This is a genomic window from Mesorhizobium sp. M1403, from assembly GCF_040317695.1.
Lineage (GTDB): Bacteria > Pseudomonadota > Alphaproteobacteria > Rhizobiales > Rhizobiaceae > Mesorhizobium.
Genome location: NZ_JAMYKY010000004.1, coordinates 222894 through 237600, shown reverse-complemented (window position 1 = coordinate 237600; position 14707 = coordinate 222894). Strand labels below are relative to the sequence as shown.

15 protein-coding genes and 1 tRNA gene are annotated in these 14707 nt (G+C 63.1%); 6 read left to right on the top strand and 10 right to left on the bottom strand.

The window, feature by feature from the left end:
- Positions 1-2 precede the first annotated feature (2 nt).
- Genes NKH01_RS10675 through obgE form a run of 3 tightly spaced genes read right to left on the bottom strand, consistent with a single transcriptional unit; the run spans position 3 to position 3491 of the window.
- Positions 3-1289 (bottom strand): glutamate-5-semialdehyde dehydrogenase, encoded by a 1287-nt coding sequence (locus NKH01_RS10675; protein WP_352480953.1) that lies wholly within the window; start codon positions 1287-1289, stop codon positions 3-5.
- A gap of 13 nt (positions 1290-1302) precedes the next feature.
- Entirely contained in the window at positions 1303-2457 is a 1155-nt protein-coding gene (gene proB, locus NKH01_RS10670; RefSeq protein ID WP_353020128.1) for a glutamate 5-kinase, read from the bottom strand.
- 2 nt (positions 2458-2459) lie between these two features.
- Positions 2460-3491, bottom strand: a complete 1032-nt coding sequence (obgE, locus tag NKH01_RS10665) for a GTPase ObgE (protein WP_023719681.1) — start codon at positions 3489-3491, stop codon at positions 2460-2462.
- A 171-nt stretch (positions 3492-3662) separates the two neighbouring features.
- Between obgE and NKH01_RS10660 the strand changes: the two genes are divergently transcribed.
- Positions 3663-4532, top strand: a complete 870-nt coding sequence (locus tag NKH01_RS10660) for an endonuclease/exonuclease/phosphatase family protein (RefSeq protein ID WP_353020127.1) — start codon at positions 3663-3665, stop codon at positions 4530-4532.
- 10 nt (positions 4533-4542) lie between these two features.
- Here the strand turns inward: NKH01_RS10660 and NKH01_RS10655 are convergent, their stop codons facing one another.
- The 3 genes from NKH01_RS10655 to NKH01_RS10645 all read right to left on the bottom strand — a co-directional run bounded on the left by NKH01_RS10655 (position 4543) and on the right by NKH01_RS10645 (position 6306).
- Positions 4543-5130 (bottom strand): GNAT family N-acetyltransferase, encoded by a 588-nt coding sequence (locus NKH01_RS10655; RefSeq protein ID WP_353020126.1) that lies wholly within the window; start codon positions 5128-5130, stop codon positions 4543-4545.
- Between the two features lie 115 nt (positions 5131-5245).
- Entirely contained in the window at positions 5246-5515 is a 270-nt protein-coding gene (gene rpmA, locus NKH01_RS10650; RefSeq protein WP_023678077.1) for a 50S ribosomal protein L27, read from the bottom strand.
- Between the two features lie 98 nt (positions 5516-5613).
- A complete protein-coding gene (locus NKH01_RS10645) occupies positions 5614-6306 on the bottom strand; it encodes a 50S ribosomal protein L21 (RefSeq protein WP_352845244.1) in 693 nt (230 codons plus the stop codon).
- Positions 6307-6644: 338 nt separating this feature from the next.
- On the opposite strand from NKH01_RS10645, the gene NKH01_RS10640 reads away from it, so the two are divergent.
- The 3 genes from NKH01_RS10640 (at position 6645) to NKH01_RS10630 (ending at position 8662) form a co-directional block, all read left to right on the top strand.
- A tRNA-Ser gene (locus tag NKH01_RS10640) sits at positions 6645-6734 on the top strand.
- Positions 6735-7164: 430 nt separating this feature from the next.
- Positions 7165-7803: a DUF1326 domain-containing protein gene (locus NKH01_RS10635; RefSeq protein ID WP_023719685.1), complete on the top strand. Its 639-nt coding sequence runs from the start codon at positions 7165-7167 to the stop codon at positions 7801-7803.
- A gap of 10 nt (positions 7804-7813) precedes the next feature.
- The gene (locus NKH01_RS10630) at positions 7814-8662 is read left to right on the top strand and encodes a DUF2182 domain-containing protein (protein ID WP_352787943.1); all 849 of its coding nucleotides are present in this window, start codon (positions 7814-7816) and stop codon (positions 8660-8662) included.
- A 129-nt stretch (positions 8663-8791) separates the two neighbouring features.
- On the opposite strand, the gene NKH01_RS10625 is transcribed toward NKH01_RS10630, so the two are convergent.
- Positions 8792-9367 carry a DUF308 domain-containing protein gene (locus tag NKH01_RS10625; protein WP_353020125.1) on the bottom strand — a complete coding sequence of 192 codons (576 nt, stop codon included), beginning with the start codon at positions 9365-9367 and terminating at the stop codon, positions 8792-8794.
- 76 nt (positions 9368-9443) lie between these two features.
- On the bottom strand, positions 9444-10043 hold the full coding sequence (locus tag NKH01_RS10620; protein WP_353020124.1) for a TetR/AcrR family transcriptional regulator: 600 nt from the start codon (positions 10041-10043) through the stop codon (positions 9444-9446).
- A gap of 740 nt (positions 10044-10783) precedes the next feature.
- Here NKH01_RS10620 and NKH01_RS10615 point away from each other — a divergent pair.
- Positions 10784-11677: an alpha/beta fold hydrolase gene (locus NKH01_RS10615; protein ID WP_023719689.1), complete on the top strand. Its 894-nt coding sequence runs from the start codon at positions 10784-10786 to the stop codon at positions 11675-11677.
- A gap of 197 nt (positions 11678-11874) precedes the next feature.
- The gene (locus tag NKH01_RS10610; protein WP_245278615.1) at positions 11875-12129 is read left to right on the top strand and encodes a hypothetical protein; all 255 of its coding nucleotides are present in this window, start codon (positions 11875-11877) and stop codon (positions 12127-12129) included.
- A gap of 21 nt (positions 12130-12150) precedes the next feature.
- Here the strand turns inward: NKH01_RS10610 and recQ are convergent, their stop codons facing one another.
- Both recQ and NKH01_RS10600 read right to left on the bottom strand, forming a co-directional pair.
- A complete protein-coding gene (gene recQ, locus NKH01_RS10605) occupies positions 12151-13986 on the bottom strand; it encodes a DNA helicase RecQ (RefSeq protein WP_353020123.1) in 1836 nt (611 codons plus the stop codon).
- 362 nt (positions 13987-14348) lie between these two features.
- The gene (locus NKH01_RS10600) at positions 14349-14687 is read right to left on the bottom strand and encodes a cupin domain-containing protein (RefSeq protein ID WP_353020122.1); all 339 of its coding nucleotides are present in this window, start codon (positions 14685-14687) and stop codon (positions 14349-14351) included.
- Positions 14688-14707 lie beyond the last annotated feature (20 nt).

Sequence of the window (14707 nt, the reverse complement as noted above, 5' to 3'; positions counted from 1 at the left end):
CTTCAAGGCCTCACCTGTCCCGACCCGCGTACACGATATTTGAACGACGTCAGTTGCTCGACGCCGACCGGTCCGCGGGCATGCATCTTGCCGGTGGCGATGCCGATTTCGGCGCCCATGCCGAATTCGCCGCCATCGGCAAACTGGGTCGAGGCGTTGTGCAGAAGGATCGCCGAATCGACCTCGTTGAAGAACCGGTCGACCGCTGTGGCGTCCTCGGCGACGATCGCCTCGGTGTGATGCGAGGAGAACGTCTCGATATGCTCGATCGCGCCGCCAATGCCGTCGACCAGCTTCACAGCGATGATCGCGTCGAGATATTCGGTCACCCAGTCTGCATCGGTCGCGGGCTGGGCATCGGCATAAAGCCTCAGCACCTCGGCATCGGCATGGATCTCGCATCCTGCCGCCCGTAGGGCCTCGAGGATCGGCACCAGGTGCGTGACGGCGACGGCACGGTCGACCAGCAGCGTCTCGGCAGCGCCGCACACCCCGGTGCGCCGCATCTTGGCATTGACCGCGATCTTGACCGCCATGTCGAGATCAGCCGATCGGTCGATATAGAGATGGCAGATGCCCTCGAGATGGGCGAAGACCGGCACCCGCGCCTCCTTCTGCACACGCTCGACCAGGCTGCGGCCGCCGCGCGGAATGATGACCTCGAGATTGCCGGAAAGCCCTTTCAGCATTTCGCCGACGGCGGCGCGATCGGTGGTCGGCACCAATTGTATGGCATCCTCCGGCAGCCCGGCTGCCTTCAGCCCCTCGACCAGGCAGGCATGGATCGCGGCGGAAGAATTCGCTGAATCCGAGCCGCCGCGCAGGATCACCGGATTGCCCGCCTTGAGGCAGAGCGCACCGGCATCGGCGGTCACGTTCGGCCGGCTCTCATAGATGACGCCGATGACGCCTAGCGGCGTGCGCACCCGTTCGATGTGCAACCCGTTCGGCCGGTCCCATCCAGCAATGATTTCGCCGATTGGGTCGCGCAACTCGGCGATCTCGCTGATGCCGTCTGCCATGGCGCGGATGCGGACGGGATCGAGCTTCAGCCGATCCATCGACGCTGCCGATAGGCCAGCCTCCTCGCCATTTCTGATGTCGATTGCGTTGGCGTCGAGGATATCCTGCTCATGCCGAAGGATCGCCTGAGCCATGCCGACCAGCGCCTTGTGCTTGCGCTCGGCCGCTGCGATGGCCAGCGGTCGGGCCGCGGCATGCGCGCGGCGGCCGATATCGGCCATCAGCGCGACGGTGTCATCCCGGGATTTTTCATGCAGCGTCAGCATGGCTCATCCTCCGCTATGTAACCTGGTCACCGACTACTTGCTCACCACCGGCATGGCTCACCACAAGGTCGTCGCGGTGGATCATCGCCGAACGCGCCTCGTAGCCGAGCACGGTTTCGATCTCGGTCGTCTTCAGCCCAGCGATCCTTACGGCATCGGCGGCATCATAGGCAACCAGCCCGCGCGCTATCTCGCGGCCCTCGGGCGACAGGATCGCCACCGTGTCGCCACGCGCAAAATTGCCGCTGACCAATTTGACGCCGGCCGGCAGCAGCGACTTGCCGGAGAGCAGCGCGCCGATGGCGCCGGCATCGACGGTCAGCCGGCCAGCCGGTTCGAGCTGCCCGGCGATCCAGGTCTTGTAACCTTTGACCGGGCTGCTGCTCGGCCGGAAGAAGGTGGCGCGCTCGCCGCGCTCGATTGCCAGCAGCGGCGACAGCCGCGTGCCTGATGTGATGATCATGGCGGTGCCGGCGGCGGTTGCAATCTTGCCGGCATCGAGCTTGGTGCGCATGCCGCCGCGCGACAATTCCGAAGCGGCGGCACCCGCCATCGCCTCGATGTCGGGGGTGATGCGGTCGACGATCGGAATGAACCGAGCGTGCGGGTCACGCGCAGGCGGTGCCGTGTAGAGCCCGTCAATGTCGGAGAGCAGCACCAAAAGGTCGGCGCCCATCATGGTGGCGACGCGCGCCGCCAGCCGGTCGTTATCGCCATAACGGATTTCGGAGGTGGCCACCGTATCGTTCTCGTTGATGACCGGCACCGCCTTCATCTTGAGCAGCGTCGAGATCGTCGCCCGCGCGTTGAGATAACGGCGGCGCTCTTCCGTGTCGCCGAGCGTCAACAGGATCTGGCCCGATTTCAAACCATTCTTGCCGAGCGCATCCGACCAGGCGCCGGCCAAGGCGATCTGCCCGACGGCGGCCGCCGCCTGGCTCTCCTCGAGCTTCAGCGCCCGCTTGCCGAGGCCGAGGATGGTGCGGCCAAGTGCAATCGCACCGGAAGACACAACGAGAATTTCGGCGCCGCCATTGGCCAGCACGGCGATGTCGTCGGCAAGCGAGGCCAGCCAGTCGCGCTCCAGGCCCGTCGTGCGGTCGACAAGCAGCGCCGAGCCGATCTTGACGGCAATGCGCCGATAATTTTTCAGCGATTGCGCGGCCATGGCTATGCGTTCCAGCGCGTCTCGACCGGCGCAGCGACAGCTTCGCGCGCCTCCGCCACCACAGCCATCAGCGCGCGCAACACCGCCTCGACGCCCTCGCCGGTGACCGCCGAAAGCAGCATCGGCGCGCGGCCGGCGGCGCGTTTCAGCGAGGCGGCCTTCTTTTTGCGTGCGTCGGCATCGAGTATGTCGACCTGCGAAAGAGCGACGATCTCGACCTTGTCGGTCAGCCCGTTGCCATAGGCGTCGAGTTCGGCGCGCACGGTCTTGTAGGCCTTGCCCGGATTTTCTTCCTGCGCCGAGACGAGGTGCAGAAGGACGCGCGTGCGTTCGACATGGCCGAGAAAGCGGTCACCGATGCCGACGCCTTCATGCGCGCCTTCGATCAGGCCGGGAATGTCGGCAATGACGAATTCGCGCCCGTCGATGCGGGCCACGCCAAGGCCCGGATGCAGCGTGGTGAAGGGATAGTCGGCGATCTTCGGCTTGGCCGCGGTGACGGCCGCCAGGAAGGTCGACTTGCCGGCATTGGGCAGCCCGACCAGGCCGGCATCGGCGATCAGCTTCAGCCTGAGCCAGATATTGAGCTCTTCGCCCGGCAGTCCGGGGTTGGCGCGGCGCGGCGCCTGGTTGGTCGAGGTCTTGAAATGCTGGTTGCCGAAGCCGCCATTGCCGCCCTTGGCCAACAGGAAGCGCTGGCCGACGACCGTCAGATCGCAGATCAGCGTCTCATTGTCCTCGGCAAAGACCTGTGTTCCGGCCGGCACTTTCAGCGTCACGTCGGCACCCTTGGCGCCGGTCATGTTGCGGCCCATGCCGTGCGTCCCGGTCTTGGCCTTGAAATGCTGCTGGTAGCGATAGTCGATCAGCGTGTTTAGTCCGTCGACCGCCTCCACCCAGACATCGCCGCCGCGGCCGCCGTCGCCGCCGTCCGGGCCGCCGAACTCGATGAACTTTTCGCGCCGGAACGACACCGAACCGGCGCCGCCGTCGCCGGAGCGGATGTAGACCTTGGCTTGATCGAGAAATTTCATCGGATTGTATGGTTTCTGCTATTGGCTTTGCGGGATTGCTCTAAAGCAAGGCGGGTCGAAGGGCGAGGGCCGTTTTTGCTACTGTAACGTCGCGCGTATCTCTGGACGCGTAGCATTTGGTTGACCCTTGCCGAAAATCGATCTTCGGCTTTCCAAGCGCGAGATGTCGGAATGAAGCTGGTAACTTACAATATCCACTACGGCATCGGCCTCGACGGCCGCTATGATGTCGGTCGCATCGCCGATGCGGTGCGCGGCGCCGACGTGATCGCGCTGCAGGAGGTCACCCGCGCCAACCCGAAGAATGGCGGCCGCGACATGGTGGCCGAGCTCGGCGAGGCGCTGCCCGACTATTTTGCCGTCTACGGCAGCAATTTCGAAGCCGACGCCGGATCGCGCCTGGAGAACGGCCGCGCCATCACGACCACCTTCCAGCTCGGCAACATGGTGCTGTCGAGAACGCCGATCCATCTGTCGCGCAATCTCCTTTTGCCGCGCAGCCGCAGTTTCGAGGCGATGAACTTCCAGCGCGGCGCGCTGGAGGCGCTGATCGAAACGCCGCTTGGCTTCGTCCGCTTCTATTCCACTCATCTCGACCATCGCAGCCCGGTCGAACGCCTGAGCCAGATCCGCTTTCTGCGCCAACGCCTGTTGAACTACCCGCTCGAGGGCGGTGGGCTCTCCGGCGTCGCCGAGATCGGCTTACCGGACTTGCCTTGTCCCGAAGCCTTCGTCGTCATGGGCGACTTCAACATGCTCGCCGGATCGCCGGAACACGTCGAACTCGCCGGCCAGCCTGACCATGAATTCGGCATGCCGGTGACCGCCGACCTCGCCGTCGATGCCGCCGCGCGCCTCGGCGCGGCCGGCGCCGATCTCGTCACCTGGGTCGACCCCAAGCGGCCGGGCGATGCCAGCCGCCACAAGCGCATCGACTACATCTTCACCAGCGCCTCGCTTACCAAATCGCTGAGGCGCCTGTGGGTCGACCGGCAAGCGGCCGGTTCGGATCACTTGCCGGTCTGGGTCGAGATGGCGTGAGCCGCATCCATCAAAAATGCACCCAATTCCTGAGGCTGGTCCAGGTCTTGCGATCGAGGCGGTAGCGCTCGACCGGCACCTGGCCGGCAACGATCGAATTCAGCATGCCCTGGCCGGCATACTGGAAGCCGCATTTGTGGATGACCCGGCGCGAGGCCGGATTGATCACCCGCGTCGAGGCGTGCAGCACCTGGATCGTGGTTCTCTGGAAGGCAAGGTCGACCAGTGCGTGCGCTGCCTCCGTCGCGTAGCCGCGTTTCCAGTACGGCTCGCCGATCCAATAGCCGAGCTCCAGCCCGCGATCCTTGGTGTTGAGCCCGGCACAGCCGACGAAGGTCTCGGTGCCGGCCAGCGTCAACGCATAGGCGATTCCGGCCCGGCGCGATGCCGTCATGGCCAGGAAAGCGCGTGCCTCGGCCTCGCCATAGGGATGCGGCATGCGGGCCAGCATTTCCGCGACATGGCGGTTATCGGCGAGCGCCACCAATTGCTCGATGTCGCTTTCACGCGGGGCCCGCATGACCAGCCGCTCGGTGACCAGGACCGGGCAATCTATCGCGTAACTTTCGTCGTCTGTCACTTCCGCTTCGACAACCATGTCAGTCCTCCAGGCAAGAAAAAGGGGAGATGGAAACCCATCTCCCCTGATCCATTTCCTGGCTTGGCCAGACACCGGTCCCGAGATGGGTGCCGGTGTTCTCTTGCGGAACCGGCTACTCCGCTGCCTTCGTCATCGGGTTCACCGATACGTAGGTTCGGCCATTGGCTTTTTTGTTGAAGGTGACTGCGCCAGCTTCCAGCGCAAACAGCGTGTGGTCCGTGCCAATGCCGACATTGGTGCCGGGATGCCACGTCGTGCCACGCTGACGAATGATGATGTTGCCCGGAATCACGGCTTCGCCGCCGAACTTCTTCACGCCGAGCCGCTTGGAATGGGAGTCGCGACCATTGCGCGACGATCCGCCAGCTTTCTTGTGTGCCATCTAACTACTCCGATGCGCCGCAAGGCGCCTAAACGATCTTATGAACGCGTTCGCGTTCCGTTTCAAGTCCGATCCGGCGACGATTGCGCCGGTTCGTTCTACTTCTTCGCCAATTCCTTGGCCTGCTCGCGCCAGTCCTTGATCTGGTCGGCGCTGAACGGCATGTGCTCGTCGATCTTGGCGACATCCTTGTCGGACAGCTTGGCGATCTGGGCGAAGGTGGTGATGCCCTGTTCGTTGAGCTGGCCGGCGGCAACCGGGCCGATGCCCTTGATCACCGTCAGATCGTCCGGCTCGCCCTTCGGCGCCTTGAACAACGGCGCGGCGGCTTCACTTGCCTCGGCCTTGGCTTCCTTCTTCGGCGCAGCCTCTGCCTTGGCTGCGGCCTTCGGCGCGGCTTCAGTCTTCGCCTCGGTCTTGGCGGCAACTTCGGCCTTCGCTTCGGTCTTGGCGGCGGTCTTCTTCGCCGGCTTGGCGCCACCCAGCAGGATCTCGGCGATCCTGACAGTGGTCAAAAGCTGGCGATGGCCGATCTTGCGGCGCGAATTCTGCCGGCGACGCTTCTTGAAGGCGATGACCGTGCGGTTCTTGCCCTGCTCGACGACTTCGGCGGTGACCATCGCACCATCGACGAACGGCGCGCCGAACGTGACGTTCTCGCCTTCGCCATGCGCGAGCACATTGCCGATTTCGACGATGTCGCCGACATTGGCTTCGAGTTTTTCGATCTTCAGGAGATCGTTGGCGGCAACGCGATACTGCTTGCCGCCCGTTTTGATGACTGCGAACATTTTTTGCCTTTCGCTGTTCGGTCGGCCTTGATGAACCGCCTGAGGCGGTTCGGCCGTCTTTTTGTCAGTCTGCGGGTTCAAAAAACAAGCGGCGCGGAAGATCCCTCCACGCCGATTGCGCGCTGTCCCTAACCGAAGGTTCGGCTTGAGTCAAGGCAAGCGCCGCGGGCAAGCTGCGAATGGGCTGAGCCCAGTCCGGCAAACATGGAACATCGGGCACCGCAGCTTTGAACGCAGCACGGACGGGAACCTGCGGCGCCGGGGCAGATTGGCCCTTGTAACCTGTCTGTCCAGCCGTTATCTAGTGCGCCGCGCCGGCAACGGCGGACCATGACCGCGGAGAGGTGGCAGAGTGGTCGAATGCACCGCACTCGAAATGCGGCATGGGTGCAAGCCCATCGGGGGTTCGAATCCCTCCCTCTCCGCCAGTGATACTAACTTCATTTTTTGATTTGGCCTGCCGAACTCAGCCATAAATGCTCGTGAAGCCGCGGAGCTCAATTGCAGCCCGGCGTTAACCCTTGGCCCACTAGGTCGTTGACCAAGCAACCGAGCGGTGTTGCGGAAGGTTGTCGGTTCGCAATGTGGGTCAAGCGAGCGTCAGCTGGATCGTGTATTTGGTGATCGACCCGTCGCGAACCTACCCACGACCTCATCGAGCACATGGAACGGAGCAAGAAACCACTTTCGTGGTCGCACTGGATGGTGGCTGGGTTCCGTCGCGAGCAGTTGCTGATCAACGCGGTGACTTGTGTTTGGGGCGTCAAGTCCACCAAAAATCAGCGAGCGATGCACTAACTGCTGGAGTGCGCCCCGCCTTCGACGTATAAATGGCGCTACATTCCGGGAGGAAGAGCCATGAATGCAGTGCCTCAATGGCGGCTCGCAGGCGACTGGTTCGACATCTGCAGCTGCGACATCCCTTGCCCTTGCGAGTTCGCCCAGCGGCCGACCGGCAATCACTGCCAGGGCGTGCTCGCCTGGCATGTACGCGAGGGTCAGTATGGCGACGTGAAGCTCGACGGCCTGTCGCTGGTGGCGCTCGGCGAGTTCGAAGGCAATCTATGGGCCGGCGAGGCAAAGGCCGTGATGGGCATGTACCTCGACGAGAAGGCGAACGAGCGGCAACGTGAAGCCCTGCAGGCGATCTTCGGCGGGCAGGCTGGCGGCTGGCCGGCGGGTTTTGCCGCCAACATCGGCGAGATGCGTGGCATGGAGTTCGTGCCGATCACTTTCGAGGTGGCGGGCGACCTTGCCACCTGGCGGGTCGAGATTCCTGGCCTCGTCGTCGGGCATGCGGAAGCGCTTTCAGGTCCCACAACACCACCCGGTAAGCGGGTGCAGACGATCAACCCGCCGGGCTCGGAGGTCGGCCCGGGCCAGGTTGCCACCTGGGGGCGTTCGGTCGAGGTGAGCACCAAAGGCTTCGGGCTCGACTGGACGGGCACGGCGCGCTCGAGCAAACACATTCCGTTCGACTGGACCGGCCCGAACTAGGGACGTGCCGATGCCTGACGCGTTCCCCGGGAAATCGTCGCGGCTCCGGAATTTGCGTGGCATGCCGCTCGGCCTTCTCGCATCGCTCGTCGTGCTAACAGCGGCGGCGTGGGCGCTGACCCTCAGCATGGATATGCCTATGGGCATTGCGGTGCGCGGCGGGATGGAGGGTATGGAAGGCATGGCCGGCATGGCGATGGCCGGAATTGCCGCCGACGGCTGGTCACTCGCCGGCGCCGCCGCCTTTCTTGCTGTATGGACGGTGATGATGGCTGCCATGATGCTGCCGGCGGCCGCGCCCATGATCTTTATGTTCGCGGCGGCGCAGGCCATGCGCGAACAGCACGTTGCCATCCCGACGTGGATATTCGTCGCGGGTTACATGCTCGTCTGGGCGGCGGCGGGCCTTCTCGTGTATGTCCTGGTCCAGTTCGGAAGCGAGTTTGCGACCAGCCTCGATCCGCCTCAGCGTTCGAAATGGGCGCCGCTCGCGCTCGGTATCACGCTTGGCGTCGCCGGACTCTACCAATTCACGACCCTCAAGCACATTTGCCTCAGCCATTGCCGTTCGCCGCTCGCTTTCGTTGCGCAGCATTGGCGCGACGGGCGGGTTGGCGCACTCGAGATGGGGCTGCGGCACGGGCTCTATTGCTTTGGTTGCTGCTGGGCGCTGTTTGCCGTGCTGGTCGCGGTGGGCATCATGAGCGTCGCCTGGATGCTGCTGTTGACGCTGGTCGTCTTCGTCGAGAAGCTGCTGCAGCGCGGCCGCCGCTTCGAAGTTGCTTTGGGCATTGCGCTGATGGCCCTCGGGATCGCTGTATCGTTCGGCGCGATCGAGATGCCTTGGATGAGCGGCTAGCCCCCAGCCGGGTGGTGAAATTCCAAACATATCGGTCCTTAAGGATAAGGGCGGGTCGTTGTGTTTGGCGAACCGATACTAGCAGCTGGCAGCCCTCTGATCGGGTCGGTGATGGCTCAAGATGGCGGGCTATGCGGCCTTCCGCCGCAATTGGCTCACACTCAGCCACACCGCCGAAACCAGGAAGTAGAGGGCGCCTACTGCGGCATAGCCGGCCACGTTGGTGATGGATGGCGGCATCGGCATCCGCGCCTGCGCGATGAAAAACGTGCCTGCCAGTGCTGATTGCCCTCCGCTCAGGATCATCGCCCACTGCGCGCCAGAGCTCTTCCAACGGCGGACCGCGGTGCCGAGTTGAAGCAGGCCAGACAGGATCGCCCATAGGCCGAACACCCCGAGCACCCAATTCATGCTCATCTTCAGCGCAACAACGACCGCGAGCGTTGTCGCCACACTGACCACGACGTTGATGGTCTGGGGGCGATTCTGTCCCAATCCTCCGCTGCGCGATGCGTCGACAAAATTGGCGAGGGCATCCCATGCAGGATAAGCCACGAGCAAAACCGCCGCCGCCACCCCGGAATTCTGTCCCACTGTAAAGGCAGCCGCCACCCAGACAGCCGAGACCGCCGTCCGTGCGAAGTAATAGAGCTTGAGCCATTGTTCCTGGCTGGCGCGGGAAAGATCGCTATTGTGAACCGTCATTGGATGTCCTTTCGACTAGTAGGTAGGGCTCTCGACGAACGTCGCAGAGCCGTTACGGCTATGGTTAGTTGAGATCTTAGGATTGTATCTGGAGGGAACGCGGAGCGAGCCGCTCCAGGAGCGGGCGTGTCACGACGGCGAATATCTTCGGATCGCCATAGGCCCGTGCCGAAAGCATCGCGCCGTGGACAGTCGCCATGAACGCTTCAGCCTCGGCACGAGGGGTACTCATCAGTTGGAATCGGCCGAGCCGCGCACCGCGCTCCAGCACGGATGTCAGCCAAGCCGACAGGGAGCGGAAATGCGCCCGGACCTCAAGGCCAACTTCCTCGGGCAGCACGGGGAGTTCGCTTGCCAACAGCGCGCAGATACAAAACGGAGCGCTGGCATCCGCGATGCAGACTTCCCAATAGCCAGCGTAGTCCTGAAGCTGTTCGAGCGGATCGGAGACCTGAAGTTCGAGATTCGCCATCCCCGCTTCAGCTTCTTCCCGATACCGCGCAACCAGCGTTCGGACCAGATCGACCTTGCTTGGGAAATGGTGATGGATGCTCGCCTTACGAATCCCGACCACATCAGCGATGTCGGCATAACTGAAACCGTTGTAGCCGCCAGCGACGATCAGAGAACGCGCACAAGCCAGGATGTCGTCGGAGGTAGTAGACACGTTGCCCATGCCCTTACCTACCTTCTGGTAGGATGGCAGTCAAGCCCTATTGCAACGCAACGACCAAAGCGAGAGCAGTAGCGTGGAATTGGGTGGCTATGGCGCAGACGTCATTCGATGTTCCTTGTGTCTCGGCCGCCATCAATTCAAAAAAGCGCCGATTGTTTGTCGATCGAAGTAGCCGTCCCACTTCGAGGAGAAGGCGACACCCTTCGGCCGACCGGATCATCGCAATCGCCGCGCGGCACTAGGCGTTTGCACCGACTGCGCTATCTCCCCATCGTTAGCCTTGTTCTATCGCTGGTTGAAGATTGGGAGGTTTCCATGGATCGGCGACTATTTTTGACAGGAATGTTTGGCATTGCCGGGGCCGCGGCCCTTGCAAGCACGGTTCGGCCAATCAACGCAGTGGCCGGCGTTCCAACTGCCAGAAACGGTATTCTCGATGAACTCGAGGCGCCGGACGTCGAGACCTTCGACGACGATACTCAAGCAGAGTTGCAACCAGTCTATCATCGCCGGTGGCACCGGCCGCGCCGGCGCCGCCGGCGTGCTTGGAGAAGGGTCTGTCGCGTTTACTGGCGGAATGGCTATCGGCGCAGGCGGTGCTTCCGCAGGCGCGTCTGGGTCTGGTTTCGATTCTAGCAATTGGCCGGCTTGAACCCTGGCCATCGCGGCCGGGGTTTTCGCCTCAGGCGACCGTTAGCGCCCTTAGAGAGTTTGTCTGACGGCGCCGGAGGAGGCTGACGGTGTTTGCAGGTTTCAGAGCCACCAGCTTGCGACTGGACTATACGACCATTTTCGCAAGGGTCGGTGGCACCGGTCCGCCGCTGCTGCTTCTTCACGGTTTTCCAGAGACGCATCTGATGTGGAGGGATATCGCCGCAGCCTTGGCGCCCCGCTTCACGGTGGTCGCCGCCGACCTTCGAGGCTATGGCCAAAGCGGATGCCCGGTTTCCTCTGCCGATCATAGCCAATACGCCAAGCGCGCCATGGCCGGCGACATGGTTCAAGCCATGAAGCAGCTGGGGTTTGAGCGGTTCATGGTTGCCGGGCATGATCGCGGCGGGCGGGTTGCCTATCGCCTGGCGCTCGACCATCCCGACAAAGTGCTCAAAATCGCCGTCCTCGACATCGTCCCCACCGCCGCAACATGGGATCGGGCGGATGCCAGACTGGCGCTCGGCTTCTGGCCCTGGAGCCTGCTTGCCCAGCCGGAGCCCCTGCCGGAACGTCTGATCGGCGCGGCTCCCGATGCAGTCGTCGACGATGCAATAACGCAATGGGGATCGTCGACGAAAATGGTCTCCAAAGAGGTCAGGGACGCCTATGTTGATGCGCTTCGCGATCCCGCGCATATTCATGCGATCTGCGAAGAGTATCGCGCCGCTGCGACGATCGATCGTGAACATGACGCGCTGAACCAGGCAAACGGTCGTCGCATCGAGTGCCCGCTAATGGCGCTATGGAGTGGCGAAGGCGCCCTGGAGAACTGGTATGCGCAAGAAGGCGGGCCGCTGGCTATCTGGAGGAAATGGGCTGACAGAGTGGAAGGACGCGCTGTCCAAGGCGGGCACTTTTTCCCAGAAGAGCACCCCGACACGATAGCAGCGGTTCTCTCGGAATTCTTCGAGGACAAATAGGACGGTCAGGACAGAGGGTTGTAGAGGTCACATGCTTCAGTTACGCGGAACCTCGGGAGTGCTTCGCGGCCCCAGGTCGAGCATCCTCCGATATTCGTCTGTCCGGCATCAACGTGCTTGATAAGAGAATGAAGCCGATCTCCATGGCCACGCCTGTGATATGCAGCCTGATGTTTGTCGGAAGTTGTGCATCGCCTTTGCCTGCATCCTTTGATGCTGCGAAATACGACAAGATGAGTTGCGTCGAGCTCAACGTGGCGATCGGCACGGTCGCTGACGAGATGTCGGCAACAGCCATCGCTCGCGGCAAAGTCGTCCACACCAACATTCCGGATTGGCTGTGGGGAGGGCAGCGTGTCGCCTCGACGGTCGCTGCCCGCCAGAGCGCGAAGATCGAGCGCTTGCGGCAGCAGGAGGCTGCGATTGCGGCGGCGAGACGAAGCAGGTGCTGATTGCGTCACTGAAGTGGGTCTTCAGCCCGCCACACCGGACTGATGCGCAGCGATCGCGCCGAGGAATATCTCGCCGAAATCCTTGAGCTTGGCGGCGCCGACGCCGTTGACCGCGGCGAAGGCGTCCAGATCACGCGGGCAGCGTTCGGCCATATCGATCAGCGTACGATCCGAAAAGATCACGAAGGCCGGCACTTGGCGTTCCCGGGCAAGACGCAGCCGTACCGCCTTGAGCGCGGCCAGCAGCGCCGAATCCAGACCTTCCGTGCCTGCTGCGGTATCCACAGGACGTATCTTGCCTCGCGATGACTGGCGCGCGTCCACGCGATACCGGAATGAAGCCTCGCCCCGGGCGAGTTCACGGCCTTTCTCGGCGACGGCGAGGCCGCCATGGCCGGCTGAGTCCAATGTCAGGAACCCTCCCGCGACGAGTTGGCGAAGCAGCGACAGCAAGAGACTCTTCTTATGCGCCACACCGGTGCCGAAGCTGGCAAGCCTGTGGTGGTTCCTGGCCAGGACCTTCTCGGTCTCATGGCCGAGCAGGACATCGACAGCGTGGGCAGCGCCAAAGCGCTCGCCGGTCTGTGTGATCGCTGCCAGGATGATCCGCGCCTCGGCGTCGCCATCCGCATGCGGCGCCTGGTCGAGGCAGTTGTCGCAATTGCCGCAAGGCGAAGCACTTTCGCCGAAATAGCCAAGCAGGATCTGGCGGCGGCACTGCGCCGTCTCGCAATAGCCGATCAACGTATCGAGCCGGCCATGCGCGCGCCTCTTGTGCTCCGCCGGTGCGCCCTCGTCGTCGATGAAAAGCCGGCGCATACGGATGTCGCCGAGACCGAAGAGCATATGCGCCTCGGCCGCCCGCCCGTCGCGGCCCGCCCGCCCGATTTCCTGATAGTAGGCTTCCAAGCTGCCCGGCAGGTCGGTGTGGAAGACATAGGCGACGTCCGGCTTGTCGATCCCCATGCCGAAGGCGATGGTCGCCATCATCACCACCCCGGACAAGGTCATGAAAGCGTTTTGATTCGCTTCACGCGCGTCCTTGCTCATGCCGGCATGATAGGCGAGCGCGCGTACGCCGTTCCGCTCGAGGAACGCCGCCATCTCTTCGGTCTTTTTGCGCGACAGGCAATAGACGATCCCGCTTCGGCCGGCATGGCGCTGCACGAAATTCAGCAATTGGCGCTTGCTGTCCTGCTTGGGCTCGATGCTTAGCTTGATGTTCGGTCGGTCGAAGCCGAGCACCACGGTATCGACGCGCCCGTCGAACAGTTGCGCGGCAATGTCGGTGCGCGTCGTCTCGTCCGCAGTCGCCGTCAGCGCAATGATCGGCACATCGGGGAAGATGCCGCGCAGCCGCGACAATTCTTCGTATTCGCGCCGGAACGCCGGTCCCCATTGCGAGATGCAATGTGCCTCGTCGATGGCGATCAGCCGGACATCGAGCTTGGTCAACGCCTCGAGCATCCGCGGGGTCATCAGCCGCTCCGGCGCAAGATAGAGCAGCCGTGTCTGCCCTGCCGCGACGCGGCGCCATGCAGCGACATTGGCATCGCGGTCGAGCGAGGAATTGATCGTATCGGCCGCCACACCGGCAAGGCGCAATGCGGCGACCTGGTCCTGCATCAGCGCTACCAGCGGCGAAACGACAATGGTGAGCCCGCCCAGCACCAGCGCCGGGACCTGGTAGCAGAGCGATTTGCCCGCACCCGTCGGCATGACGGCCAGTACATGATGCCCGGCCAGCAGCGCCTCCATCACGGCCGCCTGGCCGAGACGAAAATCATCGAAGCCGAAGACATCCTTCAGGACGCGCCGCTTGGAATCCTCTGCCGGGATGCTCGCCGCAATCTGCATTACAGAACTTTCGCGGATACGACCTGCCGAAATTCCCCGGCGAATCGCCGGGTGATTGCCTGGACAGCAGATTCGAACATTTATCGACCCCTCTGGTCCCGTCCTCGGCACCGCCTGAAGCGAACTTCTCTCTCATTGGCCGATATCGGACCGTCGTTCCAGCCCCTATTCGCCTTGGCTGTGAATATCGCGCCGCCTCGGAGCGGTTAATCCTATCTTCACCATCATTCGGCAGGTTCAGGTTCTGCGGTGATGTTTTGAGTACCGCGGCGCCACAAGCGCCCAGGCAACACGCCCGCGTCTCTCCGGAGGCGCGGGTTTTTCGTTCCGAGAACTGACAGCCTGATCTTCGGGCCCGCAGCTCAGTCGAGGAAATCGGCGCGGGGCGGCGTAAAGTTGTCGACCAGTCGTCCCGCCTCCAGTGCCTTGACGCCATGGACCAGGTTGGAAGGAACGATGAAGCTGCTTCCGGTTTCCAGGATCTCGGTCCTGCCGTCGATGATGACCTCGAAACGGCCTTCGGCGACGTAGCTCGCCTGGACGTGCGGGTGTGAGTGCAGCGCGCCGACGCCGCCCTTGTCGAAACCGAACTCGACCATCATCAGCTCGTCCGTGTGCAGGAGCACGCGCCGGCGGTTGCCATCCGGCGTCGGCGTCCACGCACCCTCGCCGGCATGCGAGAAGATCTTGGTTCCGGTCATCGCCAAACTCTCATCTTTTG

Bases quoted from the DNA above. Each gene is read 5' to 3' on its own strand.
- NKH01_RS10675 (WP_352480953.1), bottom strand. From the start codon at position 1,289: ATGCTGACGCTGCATGAAAAATCCCGGGATGACACCGTCGCGCTGATG.
- proB (WP_353020128.1), bottom strand. From the start codon at position 2,457: ATGGCCGCGCAATCGCTGAAAAATTATCGGCGCATTGCCGTCAAGATC.
- obgE (WP_023719681.1), bottom strand. From the start codon at position 3,491: ATGAAATTTCTCGATCAAGCCAAGGTCTACATCCGCTCCGGCGACGGC.
- NKH01_RS10660 (WP_353020127.1), top strand. From the start codon at position 3,663: ATGAAGCTGGTAACTTACAATATCCACTACGGCATCGGCCTCGACGGC.
- NKH01_RS10655 (WP_353020126.1), bottom strand. From the start codon at position 5,130: ATGGTTGTCGAAGCGGAAGTGACAGACGACGAAAGTTACGCGATAGAT.
- rpmA (WP_023678077.1), bottom strand. From the start codon at position 5,515: ATGGCACACAAGAAAGCTGGCGGATCGTCGCGCAATGGTCGCGACTCC.
- NKH01_RS10645 (WP_352845244.1), bottom strand. From the start codon at position 6,306: ATGTTCGCAGTCATCAAAACGGGCGGCAAGCAGTATCGCGTTGCCGCC.
- NKH01_RS10635 (WP_023719685.1), top strand. From the start codon at position 7,165: ATGAATGCAGTGCCTCAATGGCGGCTCGCAGGCGACTGGTTCGACATC.
- NKH01_RS10630 (WP_352787943.1), top strand. From the start codon at position 7,814: ATGCCTGACGCGTTCCCCGGGAAATCGTCGCGGCTCCGGAATTTGCGT.
- NKH01_RS10625 (WP_353020125.1), bottom strand. From the start codon at position 9,367: ATGACGGTTCACAATAGCGATCTTTCCCGCGCCAGCCAGGAACAATGG.
- NKH01_RS10620 (WP_353020124.1), bottom strand. From the start codon at position 10,043: ATGGGCAACGTGTCTACTACCTCCGACGACATCCTGGCTTGTGCGCGT.
- recQ (WP_353020123.1), bottom strand. From the start codon at position 13,986: ATGCAGATTGCGGCGAGCATCCCGGCAGAGGATTCCAAGCGGCGCGTC.
- NKH01_RS10600 (WP_353020122.1), bottom strand. From the start codon at position 14,687: ATGACCGGAACCAAGATCTTCTCGCATGCCGGCGAGGGTGCGTGGACG.